This is a genomic window from Micromonospora sp. B11E3 (genome assembly GCF_039871625.1).
Taxonomy (GTDB): domain Bacteria; phylum Actinomycetota; class Actinomycetes; order Mycobacteriales; family Micromonosporaceae; genus Micromonospora.
Window position 1 is genome coordinate 1 of the sequence record NZ_JBDPMC010000077.1, and the last position, 18,275, is coordinate 18,275.

8 protein-coding genes and 1 pseudogene are annotated in these 18,275 nt (G+C 68.6%); 3 read left to right on the top strand and 6 right to left on the bottom strand.

What is annotated here, in order from left to right; translation table 11 throughout:
- Positions 1-1,035: 1,035 nt before the first annotated feature.
- Together ABGB16_RS27555 and ABGB16_RS27560 are read right to left on the bottom strand one after the other, a co-directional pair.
- Positions 1,036-10,929 carry a hypothetical protein gene (locus ABGB16_RS27555; protein WP_347671002.1) on the bottom strand — a complete coding sequence of 3,298 codons (9,894 nt, stop codon included), beginning with the start codon at positions 10,927-10,929 and terminating at the stop codon, positions 1,036-1,038.
- Between the two features lie 43 nt (positions 10,930-10,972).
- Positions 10,973-11,158 carry a hypothetical protein gene (locus ABGB16_RS27560; protein ID WP_347671003.1) on the bottom strand — a complete coding sequence of 62 codons (186 nt, stop codon included), beginning with the start codon at positions 11,156-11,158 and terminating at the stop codon, positions 10,973-10,975.
- A gap of 201 nt (positions 11,159-11,359) precedes the next feature.
- Here ABGB16_RS27560 and ABGB16_RS27565 point away from each other — a divergent pair, with 201 nt between their 5' ends.
- The 3 genes from ABGB16_RS27565 to ABGB16_RS27575 all read left to right on the top strand — a co-directional run bounded on the left by ABGB16_RS27565 (position 11,360) and on the right by ABGB16_RS27575 (position 13,591).
- The gene (locus ABGB16_RS27565; protein ID WP_347671004.1) at positions 11,360-11,575 is read left to right on the top strand and encodes a hypothetical protein; all 216 of its coding nucleotides are present in this window, start codon (positions 11,360-11,362) and stop codon (positions 11,573-11,575) included.
- Positions 11,576-12,495: 920 nt separating this feature from the next.
- On the top strand, positions 12,496-12,771 hold the full coding sequence (locus ABGB16_RS27570) for a hypothetical protein (protein ID WP_347671005.1): 276 nt from the start codon (positions 12,496-12,498) through the stop codon (positions 12,769-12,771).
- Positions 12,772-12,916: 145 nt separating this feature from the next.
- On the top strand, positions 12,917-13,591 hold the full coding sequence (locus tag ABGB16_RS27575; RefSeq protein ID WP_347671006.1) for an integrase: 675 nt from the start codon (positions 12,917-12,919) through the stop codon (positions 13,589-13,591).
- 101 nt (positions 13,592-13,692) lie between these two features.
- On the opposite strand, the pseudogene ABGB16_RS27580 reads toward ABGB16_RS27575, so the two are convergent.
- From ABGB16_RS27580 to ABGB16_RS27595, 4 genes and pseudogenes are all read right to left on the bottom strand, one after another.
- A pseudogene (locus ABGB16_RS27580) lies at positions 13,693-13,836 on the bottom strand (transposase); the annotation flags it as partial.
- A gap of 338 nt (positions 13,837-14,174) precedes the next feature.
- The gene (locus ABGB16_RS27585; RefSeq protein ID WP_347671007.1) at positions 14,175-15,638 is read right to left on the bottom strand and encodes an FGGY-family carbohydrate kinase; all 1,464 of its coding nucleotides are present in this window, start codon (positions 15,636-15,638) and stop codon (positions 14,175-14,177) included.
- Positions 15,638-17,257 carry a fucose isomerase gene (locus tag ABGB16_RS27590; protein ID WP_347671008.1) on the bottom strand — a complete coding sequence of 540 codons (1,620 nt, stop codon included), beginning with the start codon at positions 17,255-17,257 and terminating at the stop codon, positions 15,638-15,640. Before ABGB16_RS27590 ends, ABGB16_RS27585 begins: the two co-directional genes overlap by 1 nt.
- Positions 17,254-18,264, bottom strand: a complete 1,011-nt coding sequence (locus tag ABGB16_RS27595) for a ketose-bisphosphate aldolase (RefSeq protein WP_347671009.1) — start codon at positions 18,262-18,264, stop codon at positions 17,254-17,256. The genes ABGB16_RS27590 and ABGB16_RS27595 overlap by 4 nt, the downstream gene beginning before the upstream one ends.
- Positions 18,265-18,275 lie beyond the last annotated feature (11 nt).

An 18,275-nucleotide genomic window follows, 5' to 3' on the forward strand; every position in this document is an offset into this window, starting at 1 on the left:
CTCAAACTCCAAGTACCAAGCCCGCGGACCCAACGTAGACCGGCATAGCTACAAAGCCACCATCGCGATCGACATCATCACAAACCATTGCGAAACACCCGCCGGACCTTAACCGAGCGGCGTTGCGTCTAGTCGGGCGCTGGGAGTCGCGCTGTTGGGCCCTTCACTGTTGCTTCGAACACGCGGATTAGCTTCGTTCCCCGTCCCTGCGACTCCTGCGAGCGGCCGCCCCTGGTAGCGCGGTTCGATGCGGGAGGAGGCACAAATGCAGGAGGCAGCAGACGATGCGCAAGTGGTGGAGCGGATTGCGGCGCTGGACATCGGCAAGGCCGAGGTCGTGTGGTGCGTGCGGCTGCCCAGCCCGGCTGGCTCAACACGGCGAGTGCAGGAGGTACGTACCTTCTCCACGATGACCCGGTCGCTGACCGGTCTGGGTGACTGGCTTGCCGACCTCGGTGTGACCCGGGTCGTCATGGAGGCAACGTCGGACTACTGGAAGCCGCCGTACTACCTGCTGGAGGCGGCGGACTTCGAGGTGTGGCTGGTCAACGCCAGAGACGTCAAGCACCTGCCCGGCCGGCCCAAGACCGACAAGCTCGATGCGGTATGGCTGTGCAAGGTCGCTGAACGAGGCATGATCCGCCCGAGTTTCGTTCCTCCCGCGCCCATCCGTGAGCTTCGGGACCTGACCCGCTACCGGGTCGACCTGATCGGTGAGCGGGGACGGGAGAAGAACCGGGTGGAAAAGCTCCTCGAAGACGCCCAGATCAAACTGTCGGTGGTCGCCAGCGACATCTTCGGCGTCTCCGGCCGGGCGATGCTCGACGCCCTGGCCGCCGGGCAGCGTGACCCGCGCACCCTGGCGCAGTTGGCCCGCACCCGCATGCGCACCAAGCTACGTGACCTGGAAGAGGCATTCGTCGGCCGCTTCAGCGACCATCACGCGTTCCTGCTGGCCCACATGCTCACCCACATCGACACGCTCAACGCCGACATCACCGCGGTCGAAGCCCGGATCACCGAGCTGATCGCCCCTTACGCTCCGGCGGTGGCCCGACTGGATGAGATCCCCGGTGTCGGTGCCACCGCAGCCCACGCCATCATCGCCGCAGGGGCCTCCGTGGTGCGTATCTCGATGTTGCCGACGACCCAACGGGTTCCCTTGGGACCGCCGACCCGGATCACGGCGACCGCGGTGAGCTGGTATCCCGGTGTGCCGTTACCGTCAGCCGATTCGATGGGGGTACCGAACCGGATGATCTCGCGCCGCTGCCCAAAGCCGCCCGCGCTCTGATCCTGAGCCGCCTCAACCCCGGCGATCGGCACCATCGGTCCGCCGTAGTTGTTGCCGTCATGAGTGAACGGGGCGGTGTGGCTGAAGCCGAACGTCGGGATTACTGACGAGTTGACGATCGTGGCGAAGGTGTCGGTGTTGGCGTAGACGCTGTCGATGGCCACGTTCCGACTGGTGCTCGTGGATCCTGGCGTGTACAGCGCGAACTGGAGCGACGTACCCGGTGTGCCGGCGCGGCCCAGCAGCCGACCCACTGCAGCCGGTTCCAGCATGGTGACCTTGCCTGAGCGGGCAAGCTGGGCCAGGCGGAGGAAGATCCCCTCCGCAGAAACGGAATTGTGCAACTGATCGTCGCCGGCAAGGGAGGGGTCGACGGTCCGGATCGCTTCGGCGAGTTGCGCCACGGCATCGAAGTCATACACAGAAAACGCTCGGCTCGGCCGCCAGGGCGCACCGGCCACCAGCGCACGAATTTCCGCCGGGACCTCCATGTCGACGGCGACCGTGTCGGTGGGCGGGGGTACGACAAGTGTCGGGTCGGACGTGAACATCGCCGGCTCGACGCGCTCCTGTTCGACGATTGGATCCCGAGGCGTCTCTGCCTCGCTGAAACGCAACGTGACCAGGGCTGGGACGGCAAGGTACGACTCGCTGGTCGCGCTCACCCTCGGCAGGTCCTGCCAGGCCAGCCGGACAAGCCGACCCACGGCGAGGAGCCCGTTGATCGCGGCCCTACCCGCGGCGACGATGAGTGCGTCGCTCAACGGCATCGATCGTGCGGTCACGCCGAGCGTGTAGGGGATGCGGTCGAACTGGGTGGTGGAGAGGGTCCGCTGCCAGGTGCGGTACTCCCGTAGCGACGATGCGGCGTTCGTACGGCTGTGCTGTGTCGCAATCGCGAGAGGCGATTGCGACTGCTGTTCTCCCCGTTTGACCAGCGGCGAGAAGGCTACCTTGTTGCCGGTGGCGCGGGTGGCGCTCTGTCTGCTCGCGCCTGCGATCTGCAGGGATCCGCCTTCACCGGACGAATGGGCCAGGATAACGTCCAGGCCTGCGGTGGTCGAGGTTTTCCGGCCGCGCAGCCCCGCGAGCTGGGCGGCACTCTGTGCGGGCTGGGCGGTGATCTCCACCTCCACCAGTCGCGGCCCGAGCCACGACCGGTGCACGAAGTGGAAGGATGCGCGGCCTTTGGGACCAGCGTTGATGAGTGTGCGCAGAGCGAGCGGGGAGCTGTGGTCGGCGATCCGCGACAAGATGCCAGGCAGGTAGGCCGAATGGCCGGGACGGGTCACCCCCGGCGCCTGCGCCTCGACCAAGGCACGGATGCCTTCGCGGAATAGCGAACGCGAACCCCGGGGTATCACCGCGGTGGCCACGCCGAAGCCAAGCTCCCCGCCACTGCGAACGAACCAGTGGGGAAGCATCCGGTCGGCGGGTTCGGCAGGCCTCTCGGGGTCGGCTTGCGGGACCCCCGGGATTTGCCGCAACTCCGGATAGTTGAACAGGTCGTTCTCGGTGAGGAGGAACTCCACGGCATCGGGCAGTTCCACCGCGAGCTGCTTCTCGAAGAACGGGCTGCCGGAAAGGGTCCCGGCCACCACGTTGCGGCTGCCTTTCGTGACGGTGACGATGTAGATCGCCTTGGCCTTGAAGCGAAACATCGAGACATCGTTCTCGGTCGTCACCCTGAACGCCATCGTGTTGTCGCTGAACGTCGTGTGGGCGTCCTCGCGGGTGCCGTAGGTGTACGTCCCTGAGGGTACGAATTGCGTGTCGCTGCCGTAGGTGCCGGTTACTGCCGTCGGCACTTCGTACAAGACGCTGCTCTCTGCCGTCTGCGACGACCCGTCAAAGGACTGCAGCCAGCTTTCCATGTCCATGGTTCCTGGCGGTGGCAGGGGCTCCACATCGGTGAGGTAGCCCTCAACCGTTACCGACACATCGGTGCCCCACACCATGCCGTGCTCGCCGATGTTCTCGGACACGTACTGGTTGTCGAAGACCTGCAGGGCGTTGGCCGCCAAATGGTGGGGCGACACCGCGGCGTGCGCCACCTCCTGGCCCATGCTCTCAGGTCGGCTCAACGACTCCCCGATCGCCCGCCGCTTCGCCCACGTCCAGCCACCCACCACCAGCCCGCCGAACCACGACGCCGTACGACCTGCACCGCCCGAGGGCGCGACCGTCTGGTCGTCGGCGACCGGCTCGTTCCCCCGCACCTGGACCGGCCCGGTTGCCTCGTCAGGAGGGAAAGCGCCAGGCATGGCTGGCGTCCGACCCTCCCGCGCCTCCCCATGGAGCACGCGCGCTTGAGCCGAGTTGGTCTCCGCAGAGTCCGGCGGCGACTCCGCAGCCTGCATCTGCATCTCTATGTCACCCGCGACCTGCGGCGGCACAGCCGCATCGTCTACCGGGAAGGTGCCGGGCATGACATTGCTCGAAGCGGCGGACCGTTCCGCGGCAGCGGCGGCGCGGCGTACGGCCCCGATGAGGTCGCTGACCACCGCGCGGATCGATCGGCTGCCCTCCACCCGGTCCACAAGCGCCGACTCCGGCAGCCGAAGCACTCCGTTCTGGTAGACCGCATCACCGTCCGGTTGGTTCAGGCTGGCTCGATCCTGATGGGTGACCTCACGAGGTGCGGGCATCTGGTACGGACTGATCTCCACCGACTGGGCAAGAGTGCGGTAGGTGGGCACCGCCAACGCGAACATCCCGTCGACGATGCTCGGCTCGGGCACGGGGCCGTAGCTCCACGATATCTCCATCCGTAGCGCCACCGGCACCATGAAGGTGTGCGACCCGTCGGCGCTTGGGCTGAGCGCGTACAGTTCCTGCCCGAAGCCGATGCTGGTTTCCGTGATCGTGGCAGGGCGAGAGGACCGGTTGACTCCGCTGGAAATACTCTGCAACGGCCTGCTCTGATCGCCCAGATCAAGTGGGTTGGAGTACGAACCAGCAATGCCTGCGCTCCAGCCGAACGGAGACCGGGCGCGCTTTTCGCTGGCGGGAAGAGTCGAACCGGTCCAATTCAACGTCTGAATGTCGGGCAGTAACAGATTGTGGCTGACTCCTCCCTCGGGCTCGTCGGCGAAGCGGCGATCGGCGGACAGGCGTACTTCGACCCGCTGGATTTCACCGCGGACCGGCAGTTCGAACACGATCGGATAACCGCCCTCGATCATCTCGTCCGCGGCGCCGCGCAGCCCCATACCGGAGCGTGCCAAATCAAGCTTGCGAACGTTTTCCAACCGCTGGATCCGGGTCGCCTCGTCAGTCAGTCTGTCCGCCAGCGACGGATCGCCGTCCGGCGGCAGGAAGCCCCGCTCCCTCAGCCAAGTCTCGGCCGATGCGAACAGCGGCTCGGCACCCGTGACCCGCAGCGGCGTGGTGGAGACGCCGAGCGAACGCAGCTGCGCGATCTCAAGCGGCAGGTAACGCGGCGTGGTCGGCTTCGTGACGGTGTCCGCCGGCGGCACGCGCAGAATCACCAGGTACGGCGCGCCAGACCACCCCAAGGGGGACGACGGTTCGGGGCGGACCACAGCACCATCCGCCCGGACGAGTTCCACATCGAAAATGACGTCGGCGGCCAGCGGGATCAGCGGCTTACTCGTCCGCAACGAGTGCGAGGTGCGTGCGCCACCGCCTGATCCCAGTGTGTGCGATACCTGATGCCGCGCACCGAGTTGCCCCCGGACAGTTCCGCCGGTCGGCTCGACCCCCGTGACAGGATCGGCGGGCGCACGTGACATGCCAAAGCTCACGGAACCATCAACGCCGACCGCGTTGGTGACCTTGGCGGAACCCTCGACGCGCAGGATTCGCAGCACGTGCGACTCCAGCACGGCATTCTGCGTCGCCGGACCGGCAACACCCCGCTCGTACAAGTCCGCACGCACCCGCAGGTAGCCGATTACCGAACCGTCTTCTGCGAACAACAACGGCGATGGCTGGATTCCCACCCACATCAACGGAATATCGCCGCGTAGGCTGTATTCGCCGAAGAACTCCTGCAGGTCGTCTCTCGACTCTTTCGACAGCGACGTGAGCTGCGGCCGGAACGACGCCATGACATCGCTGAGGATCTGGTCGGCGTTCGGCACCGACTGCACCCCGAACAAGGGCACGTCGTTGCGTAATGTGTCCAGCCGCGCCGGCCGGGGCTGCTCCGTGTTCTCGGGCGGGATCTCCACGACATGCTTCGGGAACCACACCGTCAGCCGCTCGGCTGGCGGGGTGAGGTCGATCCACGGGCGGCTCACGTCGTCACCCACGCGCATTTGCCAACGCATCTGATACATGTACGGCCAGGAACGCTCGCGACTGCGCAGGATCGTCAGCGCCTGCACCCCGCCAGTGACCCTGGCCGAGGTCGACATCTGGTTGTACGTGACGGTGGGCTGCACCGTCAGCACCGCCCGCCCCAACTTACCGAGGTTCTCGACCGGCCATTTGTGCGAATACGAGAACGGGAGATTCATGGATCGAAGATCGGAGGCGGTCGCGGTCTCAGCCACCTCCCATCCGCCGAACGCCCAGCGCTGGAATGCGACCGGCGGGCCGTCGCGCAGTTGCTCGATTCCGGGGTCCGCGGCCGCCGCGTCGCCCAGCACCACCCGCAGCCAAGGGGTCTGCCCGCCATCGGCGGGTATCGACAGCGGTAGTCCCGATTCGCTACGCACCCGTGGCCACTCCGCAAACAGGTACCTTGCGGTAAGCCGCCGATCGAGCTGCGTGCCGAAGGCGGCTTGCGTTCCCCGAGCGCCCGCCGCCGCCTTCACCTGCTCGCGCAGCCACTCGACAACGCTCTCCGGCACAGGCATGACGTGCTCGAGTCCCTGCATCCCATCCAGCTGTGACCCGTATTGCCGTACCGCCTCCGTCATGCCGCCGTGCGCAGGGTCGGGTCCTGGTACCTGCGCAGATTCGTTGATCTGCGAAACGACAGGCTGCGGTTCGATCTGCCGCGCAGCGGTCAGTTGTGACTCCACCTCCTGTCGCACCAGATCGTCGGCCCCCCGGTGGTGCTCCGTGAGCGCACCACCGGAGGCCACTGCCTGAGTCTGCTGGCCGGTCTGCTCCTGCGGGTCTTCTTTGTGGTTCAGCACCGTGTGGTTCAGGACCTTGCCGTCCACCTCCAGTGCGGACTCGCGTTCGGACTCCCCGCCAAACGGGAAGGCGCCGGTTGTCTTGTCGCCGGTCTCCTCCTTGCCACTCGGGTCGGTCGCAACGTGGGTCCGTCCGAGGGCGCTCGCGTCCGCCGCGAGGCTGGCGCCGCTCATACCCGGCACCTCCTCCGCAGAGGTCGCGATCACACCAAGGTCATCTCGTACCGTGACGCCCTCGGTGACCCCCACCAGATGCATCAACTGCGTGACAGTGTCCGTCACCTCCTGCGGCCTCAGTTGCTGCACCGCCGAGACACTCAACTCACCGATGGCTCCGTCGGCGAAGGACCGCGGCCTTGCCGGCTCGGGTTCCCTGGCATTCCCCTTGGCTACGGCCCGAGTGGCGTCGGCTTGATCCCTCTCCCCGACCGCACGCTCCCAGGCCGTACCCGCATCGGGCGCCGCGTTCGTGGCACGGTCGGGCTGCTCCTGGTGCCGTGTCACGGTCTGCTCCAACCGCGTCCGATCCGCCGTACCGGCCGCCGCGTCGACCGCGTCCCTCAGCTCGGCCTGACGCCACGTCTCCGCCCGCCGCTCCGCGTTTTCGGCGTCCCGCCGCTCCGTTTCGACCCGCTCGTGTTCATCGTCGGCCGAGTGCGGGTCGGCGCGCTGCTGCTTGTCTTCCTGCCGCCGCGCGTCCTCGCCCGCCCGTACCCGATTGGCCTCCGCCAGCAGATCCGACTCGACCTGTTCGGTGCCCCCCGGCGGCTCCCAGTCCTTGTCGAGCGTCGCCGTATCCAGATCAACTCGATCCGGATCAGGGTCCACTACGTTCTGGAACGCCTGATCAATAGACGCCAGGCCAGTACCAGCCGGTTCGTCATTTTCCGCTGGTTCAGATGGCTGTCTGGGAGAGTCGGCCGGGCCGGGGGAGGTGGTGACCGCCTGCATCGCCTGGGACGGACCGCGGGGTGTGCTGGTGGAGGCGAGCAGAAGCGCGCTGGGGTCGGTGCCGGTCGTGGTGATCGGCTGGGGGTGTGCGGTGGTGTGGTCGGGTAGGAGGTTGGTGATGGTGGTGGGTCGTCCGGTGCTGTCGAACGCGGCGAGTCGGGTGCTTGATGCGAACAGGTGTCGCAGCCACGGGTCCCGGGTCGGGTCGGGTGGTTCGGGTCGGTCCTCGGCGCCGGGCACCAGGCCGTCGCGCACCCTGATGGTCGGTGGTCCGGGTGGTCGTGGGTCGCTGTGGAGGGCGAAGACGTGTTGTTCCTCGTTCGGTGGCGCGATCCTGACCACGACCATCGATCCTGGTGCCGCCTTGAGCGCGGCGAGTACGTCCTGTGGTGTGACTCCGTCGGGGTGGGCGACGCGTTCGGGTGTCGCGTCGAGGATGTCCAGGAGTTGTTCCCAGCTGGTGGTGGGTGCGAGTCGGCCGTCGGGTCCGAGGATCCGGTCGTCGGATACTGCCCGGTTGCCGAGCCGTTTGTATTGGGTTCTGAAGGCGTCGAGGGTGGCCTGGACGCACCACCACCACGGGTCGTGGCTGTTGCCGGGGCCCGCCTGTGTCTGATCGATCCAGTCGGCGACCCGCTGCGCGGACTCGGCCGCCGCGGCGGCCGGCCCGGTCGCCGGGACTGCCGGTTGCGTTGCCGTGCTGGCCGGCTCGGCGCGTCCGACCGGGTCGCCACCGGTCGAGTCGTCCAACGAGGACATGTCACTGAACGGATCCCTGTCCCCGAAATCGCGTTTGGCCGGGTCGCGACTGATCAACCCGTCCCGGGAAGAGGCGTCACCGAACGAGTTCGTGTCCCAGAAATCGCGCCTGGCCGCGTCACCACCGGCCGAGTCGTCCGACGAGGACACGTCACTGAACGGATCCCTGTCCCCGCTGTCGGGCTTGGCCGGGTCGCGACTGATCGGCTCGTCCAGTGAGGAAAGCTCACTGACCGTGAAGGTGTCGATGGGCCTGCCATCGCGGCTGAACACGTCGTCGCCGGCGACGGACATGGCACTGACCGACGTCCTGTCGCTGGTGTGGTCGTGGTTCGGCGTGCCGTCGGTGCGGGGGGCAGCGCCACCCGGCACCGTACTGCGGGCGCCGGCCGCATCCGGCGTGCCCGACGTGCCCGGCGTGCTGGCCGTACCCGAAGTGCCCGGCGTGCTGGGCGTGCCGGGCACAGCCGGCGTGCTGGGCACGCTGGGCGTGCCGGGCACAGCCGGCGTGTTGGGGGTGGCGGGCGCGGCGCTGCCGGCGGCCTGCGCGAGCACCTGGTGGTATCCGTTGACCCAGTCCCGTCGGAACGATTCGGCGAAGGGGTGGTTGGCCGGCTTGACGTCGTACTGGTCGGCCATGGCGGTGAACTGCTTTACTGCCAGGCTGTTCGCGGCTGCGGTGTGCTGCTCGGGAGTCACCGGCACCGGCGGCGCGTCGGTACGCCGGTGTGCCGGGATGTCCGCCGGGGACGCGGTGGTGTGCGGTGCGGTGGTGTCGGGAATGGTCGCGGCCGTGAAACGGGCGGGCAGGTCGGTGACCACCTGCCGGACCACGTTCACCACGGCGTTGACCTGCGCGGCGCCGGGACTGGCCGCCGCGGCGGCCAGCGTGGTGAGTGGTGCGGTGGGTGGTGCGGTGGGTAGTGGGGTGGCGCCGAGGATCGGGGCGAGGCTCCGGGCCACGTGGGCCCGCACGTCGCTCTTGACCACCTCGATCGCGGCGGCGGACGGCACCGCCGCCCCAGCGCCTGCCGGCACGCCGGCGCCTGTCGGCGTGCCAGCGGCCGACGGCGTGCCAGCGGCCGACGACGTGCCAGCGGCCGACGACGTGCCGGGGCCTGTCGGCGTGCCGGGGCCTGTCGACGTGCTGGCGGCCGTCGGTAGGCCGGCGACGAACTGGTCGATGTGGTGTTCGGCGGCCAGGTCCGCGATCGCGCGCAACGCCTGCCGGTCGAACTCCGCCCGCAGCGCGGCGACAACCTGCTCCGGACGTACCGCCGGGACCTGCCCGCCCGCCGGGACCGTCCCCGCGAGCGTTTCGGTGATCCGGGCGACCGCCTGGTCCCGGACACCGAGCGGGAACTGGCTGGTGAGGGCGGTGGCGGGCAGACCGACCTGAGACAGGAAACCGGGGACGGCCGGGTCGTTCTGCCGGGCCTCGGCCCACTCGGTGAACACCTGCTCGACCGGCACGGCAAGCGCGGCCAGGAACTGCCGTGCCTGCCCGGTCCCGGCCAGCAGCCCACCGTAGTGGTCTGCCAGTTCCTGCTGGAACCGATGCCACTGCTCGACCACCGGCACACCAGCTGCCACGACCCACTGCGGCGCCGGCGCAGCCGGCATCGACAGGTTCGACACCGACCACGACGGCACCGACGGGTCGTTCGGCGTGGGCAGGTTCAGCTTCGGCGTGGGCCGGTCCATTGCCGGCAGCGGCGGCGGGGTGGGCGGCGGCGTGGGCGGCAGGGCCTGCGTGCCGGCAGCCACAGCCGTCGGATCATCGACCCCGGTCTGGTAGCCCGTGGACGTGTCCCCACCAACCGGTGTCGACGCCACCGGCATGACCGGCCTTCCGTCCGGCGTGAAGTCGATACGAGGCACCTGCACCCGGGGCTGCATCACGGCGCGACTCAAGAGGAACCCGAGCGCGCTCGCGGCCGATCCCCCCGCCCCCGACAGCGCCCCGGAGAGAAGGTCCGCACCGAGATTGTCGAAGTCGTAGTACCCGTCGACCATCAGGCTGGAAAGCCCACCGAAGAGCCCCTCCATGCCGGTCTCCAGCACGGGCCGCGTCAGCAGATCGGTCAACAGAATCTTGGTGGCGTCCGACACGCCCAGCTTGCTGACAGCGCCGGCGACAGCGCCGGCGACCTTACCCAACGCCGGCCCCGCCACCGTGCTGAGGAACGCCACCGCCCCCGCGTACGCCGCCTGCTTACCGACCGCCGACCAGTTCACCCCGGACTGCAGACCATCGGTCATCATCGACACCTCGGCCAGCAGCGCAGAACCCGGCATGAACAACATCTGCATAGCCGTGCCGCTCGCCGCCGAGCGGACCAACGCCGAACGCAGGATCGCCTGGATGATGGACCGTGTCTGGGCGACGTGTGCCGCCGCCCCCACCGGATTCCAGAACCACATCGCGAAGGCGACGGCAAACTCGGCCTGCATGAAGCTGAACATGGCGATCGCCAGACGCTTGCCCTTCTCCGTCTCGAGGAAGAAATTCTTCTCCGCCTCGATCACGGCGAGCAGCAGGTCGGCCGTCTCGGCCATCTTCTTCACGAACGGAACGGTCTGGGCCACGAACCGGTCGAAGACCTCGCCCTCCCCCGCCTCCCCGACCGCCTTGATCGTCTGCTCCAGCAACGGACCAAGCACCGTACGCACCCGATGCTCCAGCACTTCGGCCGTACCGATGTCCTGCCACAACAGCGGCAACTCCGCCCGGGACAACTTGAGCCCGGTGAATCCTTCCAAAAGCTCCAGCTGGCTCTCACTGAGCCCAACGGTCGGAATGGCGGCGGCCAACGCGCGCTCCTTCCCTGCCCCGAATCAGGGCACCCAGTGCGGATCAGTCAGCCGCGCTGACCGCCACCCAGCCCCCGACCATCTGGCCGAAAGCCGTCGCGGAATCCGGCGACCCACTCGCGCCGAAAGCCGGCGGCGAGCCGTTCGGTATCAGGCGGGTCTCGGCGTGCGCGGCGAACTGGGTCGACGCGGCATCCGCCGCCACGTCCACGTGGTGCTCGAAGGCCAACTGGCGCCCAGGCCGTCGGTGAGCCGGTCCAGGGCGGCGTTAGCCGGCAACGTCGGCCGATCGGGCCAACGGGAAGTGCGCGGCGAAGTTCGCGTCCACGTGTGCCCAGGTACACCGAACGGATCCGCCCCAGCGCTGTCGTCGATCTTGTCGATCAGGTCCAGGGCCGCTGCCCGGCGCGGCCGTGGACGGCGAGGCGCTGTGCGCGCTCGCATCGCCACCGGCCCGGTGTTCCTGGTCGCGGCGGTCGGGCGCGGCACCGGTGTGATCCTGGAACAGCGCCAGGTCCGCGTGAGCCGTGTCCTGGACAGTGCGTACGGCGGCGCGGGTTTCATGCGAGTCCCCGAGCCAGGCGAGCGTTTCGGCCACTGCGCTGTCGAGAGCGGCGGCATGATCGGGGACGCAGACTCGGAGTGAGTCGTGGACCGCCCTGGCCAGTGCCACGCCGGCAGCCCGACCGTTTGACATGGCTGATGCCCCGCGCCAGCTGGCGATCCAGCCGATCGCCCAGATGCGCTGGCGCTCACCTGGAGCCGGCCGACGATGACGCCGATTGTGGCCGCCATGGTGTCGCACCACTCCAGAACAGTGTCGACGGATGGCGGGCCGGCGCTCGCCCTACCGGCATCAGACAGCGCACCGACGGCACCCGCACCCGCGCCGACGAGAAACACGCGGCGCGAAATCTGCGCGAGCTGGGCCTGACCGGACATGGCCACTCTCCTTTGGATGCACACCGCGTCCCGCTCCATAACCCCGAATCCCCATCGGGAAACTAGGGTATTGGATGGAACGCCGGCGAGCGATACCGCAGAGGTCGAGCAGGGATGTAGGTTCTGTCACAGGAACTGGATGCTGTTGGTGATCTTGGTTGCTTGATCGCTGCGGGGTGCGTCGCTGCTGGAGCTAAGGGCGCTTCGATGCTTACATAGCTCAATGTCGATGGGTTGTTGGTTCGGCTTTTGGCGCCCCAACACGCGCCTGCGTTCCGCAGCTTCACTTCGGTGTAGCCCGCGAATCTGGGGATTGAGCTGGGAAAACACGGGTAGGCCCGGCGACGTGGCGTGTCACTAGGCCGTGGTGTCCATGCTGGTCAGGCGGGTGCGGATGTCGCATCGATGACGCGGGGCGGTTCGGTGACTTCAGCCTGGCGAACAGGGCCTTCTGGGGCTGGGACAGTTCGGTGCGCTGGCAGAACGTTGCGGGTGCCGGAAACCTCGTCCGTCCTGGTCACAGCCCTCTTGATGACTGAGATCAGGACGCTGGCGTAGCGCCGAGGGCTCTCGTCGCGGATGCGGCGATGATCTACGTTGCGTGCTGCGCGAGGATGACCGGCTGTGCTGTTTCGACTGGCCTACCTCGGTGTGACCAACGCTCTCGCGTTGCTACGGCTGCTGCCAACGAGCGACCGGGACAAGCATGCCGAGATCCTGGCGCTGCGACACCAAGTCATAATCCTCGAACGGCAACTGAACGGCGAGAAGGTCCGGTTCACCCACCTGACCGGGCATGGCTCGCCGCCCTGCTGCACCGGCTACCCCGCGACACGCTGCGCCACCTGCGGCTGCTGGTCCGCCCGGACACGGTGCCGCGCTGGCACCGGGACCTGCTAGCCCGCCGGCACGCCAGACTCTCCCGGCCCCGGCAGGCCGGACGGCCACCCACTGTCCGGTCGATCAGCCGGCTGGTGCTGCGCCTGGCCCGCAAGAACAGCACCCGGGGGTACCGCCGCATCCACGGCGAACTCCTCGTCCCGGGGTGAAGGTCGCGGCCTCCACCGTCTGGGAGATCCTCCAACAGGCCGGTATCGACCCGGCACCCCAGCCGACCAGCACCACCTGGGCGACATTCCTGCGTTCGCAGGCGCAGGCCATCATCGCCGCCGACTTCTTCGAGACGTCAACGTTGGCCGGCGCCAGGCTGTACGTCCTTGCGGTCACCGAACACGCCACCCGCCGAGTACGCATCCTCGGCGCCACCGCTCATCCGACCGCCGGCTGGGTTGCCCAGGCGGCCCGGAACCTGGTGATGGACCTCGAGGACGCCGGACGCGCGGTGAAATACCTGATCCGGGATCGGGACGGCAAGTACCCGACCCTGTTCGACGCGATCCTCGCCGACGCCGACAACACGGTCGTGCGCAGCGGCGTCCGAACGCCCCGCATGAACTCGATCATGGAACGGTGGATCCACGCCTGCCGTCATGAACTGCCCGACCGAACACTGATCTGGAACCAGACGCACCTGTTACACGCTCTCCGCGAGTACGAACGCCACCACAACCAGCATCGGCCTCATCGGGGCATCGCGAACTCCCGGCCTCTGCGTCCGCTGCCCGAACCGATCACCGATCCCGCCGCGCTGGCACGCCTGAACGTCCACCGACACGATCGACTCGGCGGAGTCCTACACGAATACGAGAACGCCGCTTGACCAGCACGGATGAAGTTTTCGGCACCCGCACGCAGGAACGGATGGCTGGTCACCTGATTGAGCGACCAGGACAACCCCTTGCCCTCGGACACATGGGCCTCATCGGCGCGGACCCAACTGCGCAACGTCTCCCGGTTGATCCCGAGATCGTCAGCGATCTGCGCGATCGTCGCCCCAGGACGAGACAACCGGTACAACGCCACCGCGTCGGCCTTGAACTCGGCGGGGTAGTGCTTCATCACCATCTGTCAGGGATTCCTGATCTCCCCGGACCATCACGATCCAGGATTCAAGTGTCCAGGACCAGGGGGGCAGCTCCCATTCAGCTGCGGTCAGAAAGACGAAGCCTCCGACTGGCGCTCCCCGCCACCTGGTCCGCAAGGGACAATTGTCATGCGGCAACCCCGAGGCGCGACGGTGATCGGCTCACCTCACCCTCCACCCACGTCACCGGCCTGAGCAAGGCCGGATTCCGCAAGCTCGGCACGATCTGGCGGAACTTCGACGACCATGTCCTGCTCGCCGTCCGGGACCGGACGAGCCAGGCCCTGCCGTGGCGGCGGATGGTCGTCCACGCCAATAATCACGGCCCGCTGAGGCGATGCACGATCGGTGTGGTGGACTCGTACAGCGCGAGGTAGTCGGCGTAGAGCGCGTCGTACCGGTCACGGTGCCGAGGGTTCGGCTCGATCGAACGCACCGGCGGGTTCCAGGCCGCGGTGTTCGCTGCCGCGCCCGTCGCGGCCGCGGCCAGCATCGCGTCGCCGTAGGCCGCCCCGGTCGTCTCTCGAGGCAGGTGCTGCACCAGGCCGGTCACATCGCTGACGATCTGGGTCCAGAGGTCGCCGGTGGTTCCGCCGCCGACGGGCACGACCCGGGCCGGCGCTGCCCCGGCCTCGCGCATGGCCGCGATGTTGTGCCGCACCCCGTGGGCGACCCCTTCCAGTGCCGCTCGGTAGAGGTGGCCACGGCTGTGGCCGAGGGTTAGTCCGGCCACCACGCCCCGCGCCCGAGAGTCGAAGATCGGTGTGCGTTCCCCGGCCAGATACGGCAGCATGAGCAGCCCTTCACTGCCGGCCGGGACCGCGGCCGCTTCCTTCGTCAGCGTGGTGTAGTCAGCGCCGGTCAGGTCGGCCAACCAGCCGGTGACCGATCCGGCGGTGGCCATGCCGGCGGCCAGGCAGTTGACCCCGGGACGTAGGCCGACGGTGGGCCACAGCCGGCTGCTGGCCAGCGGCCGGTCGGTCATCGCAACGAGGAACATGGTGCTGCCGTACATCAGCATCAGGTCGCCGGGCGCCCGGACCGCGACGCTTTCCGCCTCGGCCCAGGCGTCGATCGTGCCGGCGGTCACCGGCAGACCTGCCGGCAGGCCGGTCTGCCGGGCGGCCTGTGCGGTCATGCGGCCGGCTACCTCGTTCCCCCAGCGCAGCGGGGGACGCCGTACGTGTGGAGCGATTTCGTCCCACCAAGCGGTGTCCCAGTCGCCGGCCCGCTGGTCGTAGAGGGGGCTCGCCTGGCTGGCCGAGTGGTGGTCGAGCACGTACTCGCCGGTGAGCCGGTGCACCAGGAACGAGCTCGCCATGAGCAGCATCCGAGCGCGGGCGAAGACCTCTGGCTCGTGCCGCGCGAGCCAGTACAGCTTGGGTCCGATCGCCTGGGAGGTGAGGATCGATCCACGGCGGACGATCTCGGCCGCACTCCACCGGGCGGTGAGCAGCCCGATTTCCTCCTCGGCCCGGGTGTCGATCCCGTAGAGGATGGCAGGCCGTAGCGGCCTGCCGGCCCCGTCGGCGGGGAGCAGACATGGTCCGATGCCGCTGACCGCGAGGCCGGCCGGTCGATGACCGGGATCCGCCGTCAGCTGGGCGGTCACCCGTCGGAAGTCGTCCCACCAGACCGACTCGGGGTCATGCTCGTACCAGCCGGGCCGCGGGTTGCTCAGGCCGTGAGTGATCTGCGCGCGGGCTACCACCCGGCCGTCGGCGGCGACGGCGACGCCCTTGGTGCTCGCGGTGCCGATGTCGACGCCGAGGTAGACGTCCATCAGAGCAGCGGGCCGTGGTCGGGGCGGCTGCCGCAAAGGCTGACCCGCATGCCCATCTCGTGTGCGGTCAGCGCCTTCGCGGCGAGCAGCTCATCGGCTGCCGCTGCGCTGGTGGCATAGCTGACCTGGATGTGGTTCGACCGGTGCCGGGCCATGAACTGGTCCCGGGTGACGCCGTGCAGCACGGCGTGCATGATCGGCCATTCCCGGGTGGTCGCGGCCCAGCGCCGCTCGGTCTCCTCGCGCGGCAGCGTCACCACGGTGGCCCGGCCGAGGTCCATGTGCAGCTCGCCGCCCTCGACAAAAATCCGCGACCAGACCAGCTCGCCTGGCTTGGCCACCCCCCGTACGGTGCCGCCGCCGAGCCCGAAGTAGAGCGGTGGCTGGCGCATCGAGTCGGTGCCGGCGTACCCGCCGATGTGGTGTTCCGGCGGAACCGCGCCGGAGATTTCGAAGACCCAGACGAAGTCGTCCACTGTGCCGCTGGCGTCGTGGTCGCCCCACCGCACGTCGTGCAGGGTGGTCTCCACGGGCTGCCCGAGCCCGCCGGCCAGCCGGGTGGTGAGCAGGGCGTCGAGGCCGGCGCATTCGTCGACCTCGTTGAAGTGGGTGATCGGGGCGCCGTCGCGGATGATCGCGCCGTTTTCGTCGGTGACCGGCGGGCGGTCGGCGTTGTTCAACAGGCCTTCTGCCAGGTCGGAGGCGGGCAGTACGTCGGCGAGGCCGAGCTGGTACTGGATGCCGATGACGTCGCAGCGGAACCGGTCGGCGATGCGGGCGGCGGCGGCGTACATCCGCAGTTGCAGCAGGACCTGCTCGCGGGTGAGTTCGGTGGCCTCGTCGGTGCCGAAGTGGAAAGTCATGCCGCGGTCGGTCAGCCACCTCAGGGCGGCCACCGCCTCGTCCTCGCTGGCCCGCATGGTCTCGGCGTACAGGGCGGACTGGGACAGCCGCTCCTTGAAGACGTTGAGTGGGAACAGCAGTTCATCCGGGATGATCGCGTTGTACATGCCCATGCAGCCCTCGTCGAAGACGCCGAGGATGGCGCCTTCCCGGCGGAGCCGGGCGAGCACCTCGTCGGCGGCCTGGCGTGCCCGCCCGCCGACGGCGGACGCGTCGAACGGCGTGACGTGGCTGAGGTCGTGCTGGATGCTGCCCTTGGTCAGCCATTCGTCGAGGCGTGCGCCGAACCAGTCGTCGGTGAAGGTGCGGCTCCACAGAGTCTGGAACGGTCGTCCCGCCTTGGCGAGCGAGGCGTTGAGGTTGAGCAAGCCGACCAGACCGGGCCACTCCCCTTCCCAGTTGGCCACGGTGAGGATCGGGCCGCGGTGTCGCAGCAGCCCGCCGAGGACCTGCTGGGAGAACATCCACACACCCTCGGCCATCACCACCGGAGCGTCCGGCGGCAGCGCGCCGAGCACCGCGAGGCCCTGTGCCTGGCTGGCGATGAAGCCGTGCCCTTCCGGCGTGTCCGCCGGGTGCGCCCGTTCCAGGGTGACGCCCCGTCTCCGGAACGCCTCGGTGAGGAGTGCCTCGAACCTCTGTTGGGCGGGCCAGCAGAGCTGGTTGGCCGACAGCCGCTGGTCGCCGTTGGCGACGAGGTACGCGTGTTCGATCATGACGCCTCCACGGGGTAGCGACGGGCCATCTCGGCGAGGGAAACGGGTTGGTAGTCGTCGGCATGGCCGGCCTGCCCGAACAGCCGCATGCGTTCGGCGACCATCCGCTGCATCGCCGCGCGGCCTGGGCTCAGGTAGTAGGCCGGGTCGACGTTGAGCCGGTCCGCGCCCAGCGCCTGCCGAACGGCGCCGGTGAAGGCCAGGTGCGAGTCCATGCCCTGATTGATCTTGCGGACGCCCATCGTGATGGACCGGACCTTCTCCGCGTCCGGCACGCCCCATGACTCGGGCAGGCCGGCGCCGTATCGGTTGTTCTGCTCCCGCAGCTGCGGCGGCAGCGATGACGAGCCGTGCATGACCAGGTGGGTCTGCGGCACCAGGTTGCTGATCTTCTCGATCAGCGTCATCTGCAGCACGGATCCGTCCGGGGGTGCGTCGAACTTGTAGGCGCCGTGCGAGGTGCCGATCGCCACGGCGAGGGCGTCCACGCCGGTGGCGGCAACGAATTCCCTGGCCTGGTCGGGGTCCGCGAGCACGATCGGCGCGCGGGACCCGTCGGTCTTGGATCCGCCGATGGTGCCCAGCTCGCCCTCGACGGAGATGCCGCGGCGGTGGGCCTCGGCCACCACCTCGGTGGTCACGGCGAGGTTCTCGGCGAAGGAGGACGGTGTGCCGTCGGCGCGGAGACTGCCGTCGATCATGACGCTGGTGAAGCCGTTGTCCATTGCCCGCCGGCAGGTGGCGGGGTCAGGGCCGTGGTCCAGGTGCAGGACCACGGGCAGCTGCCGGTAGCCGTCGATCAGGTGGTGCAGCGCGGACCAGAACCGTTCGTCGCTGCGGTTGGCGGTGACGCCGGCCAGCGAGGCGAGGATGACCGGGGACGAGGTCTCGGCGGCGGCGTCGAGGACCGCCTCGGCCTGCAGCACGTCGCTGACGTTGAACGCGCCGACGGCGTACCCACCGCGTCGCGCCTCGTCCAGCGCCTGCCGGAGAGTGGCCAGTGCCATTGAGGGGTGTC

Bases quoted from the DNA above. Each gene is read 5' to 3' on its own strand.
- ABGB16_RS27590 (WP_347671008.1), bottom strand. From the start codon at position 17,257: ATGATCGAACACGCGTACCTCGTCGCCAACGGCGACCAGCGGCTGTCG.
- ABGB16_RS27585 (WP_347671007.1), bottom strand. From the start codon at position 15,638: ATGGACGTCTACCTCGGCGTCGACATCGGCACCGCGAGCACCAAGGGC.
- ABGB16_RS27595 (WP_347671009.1), bottom strand. From the start codon at position 18,264: ATGGCACTGGCCACTCTCCGGCAGGCGCTGGACGAGGCGCGACGCGGT.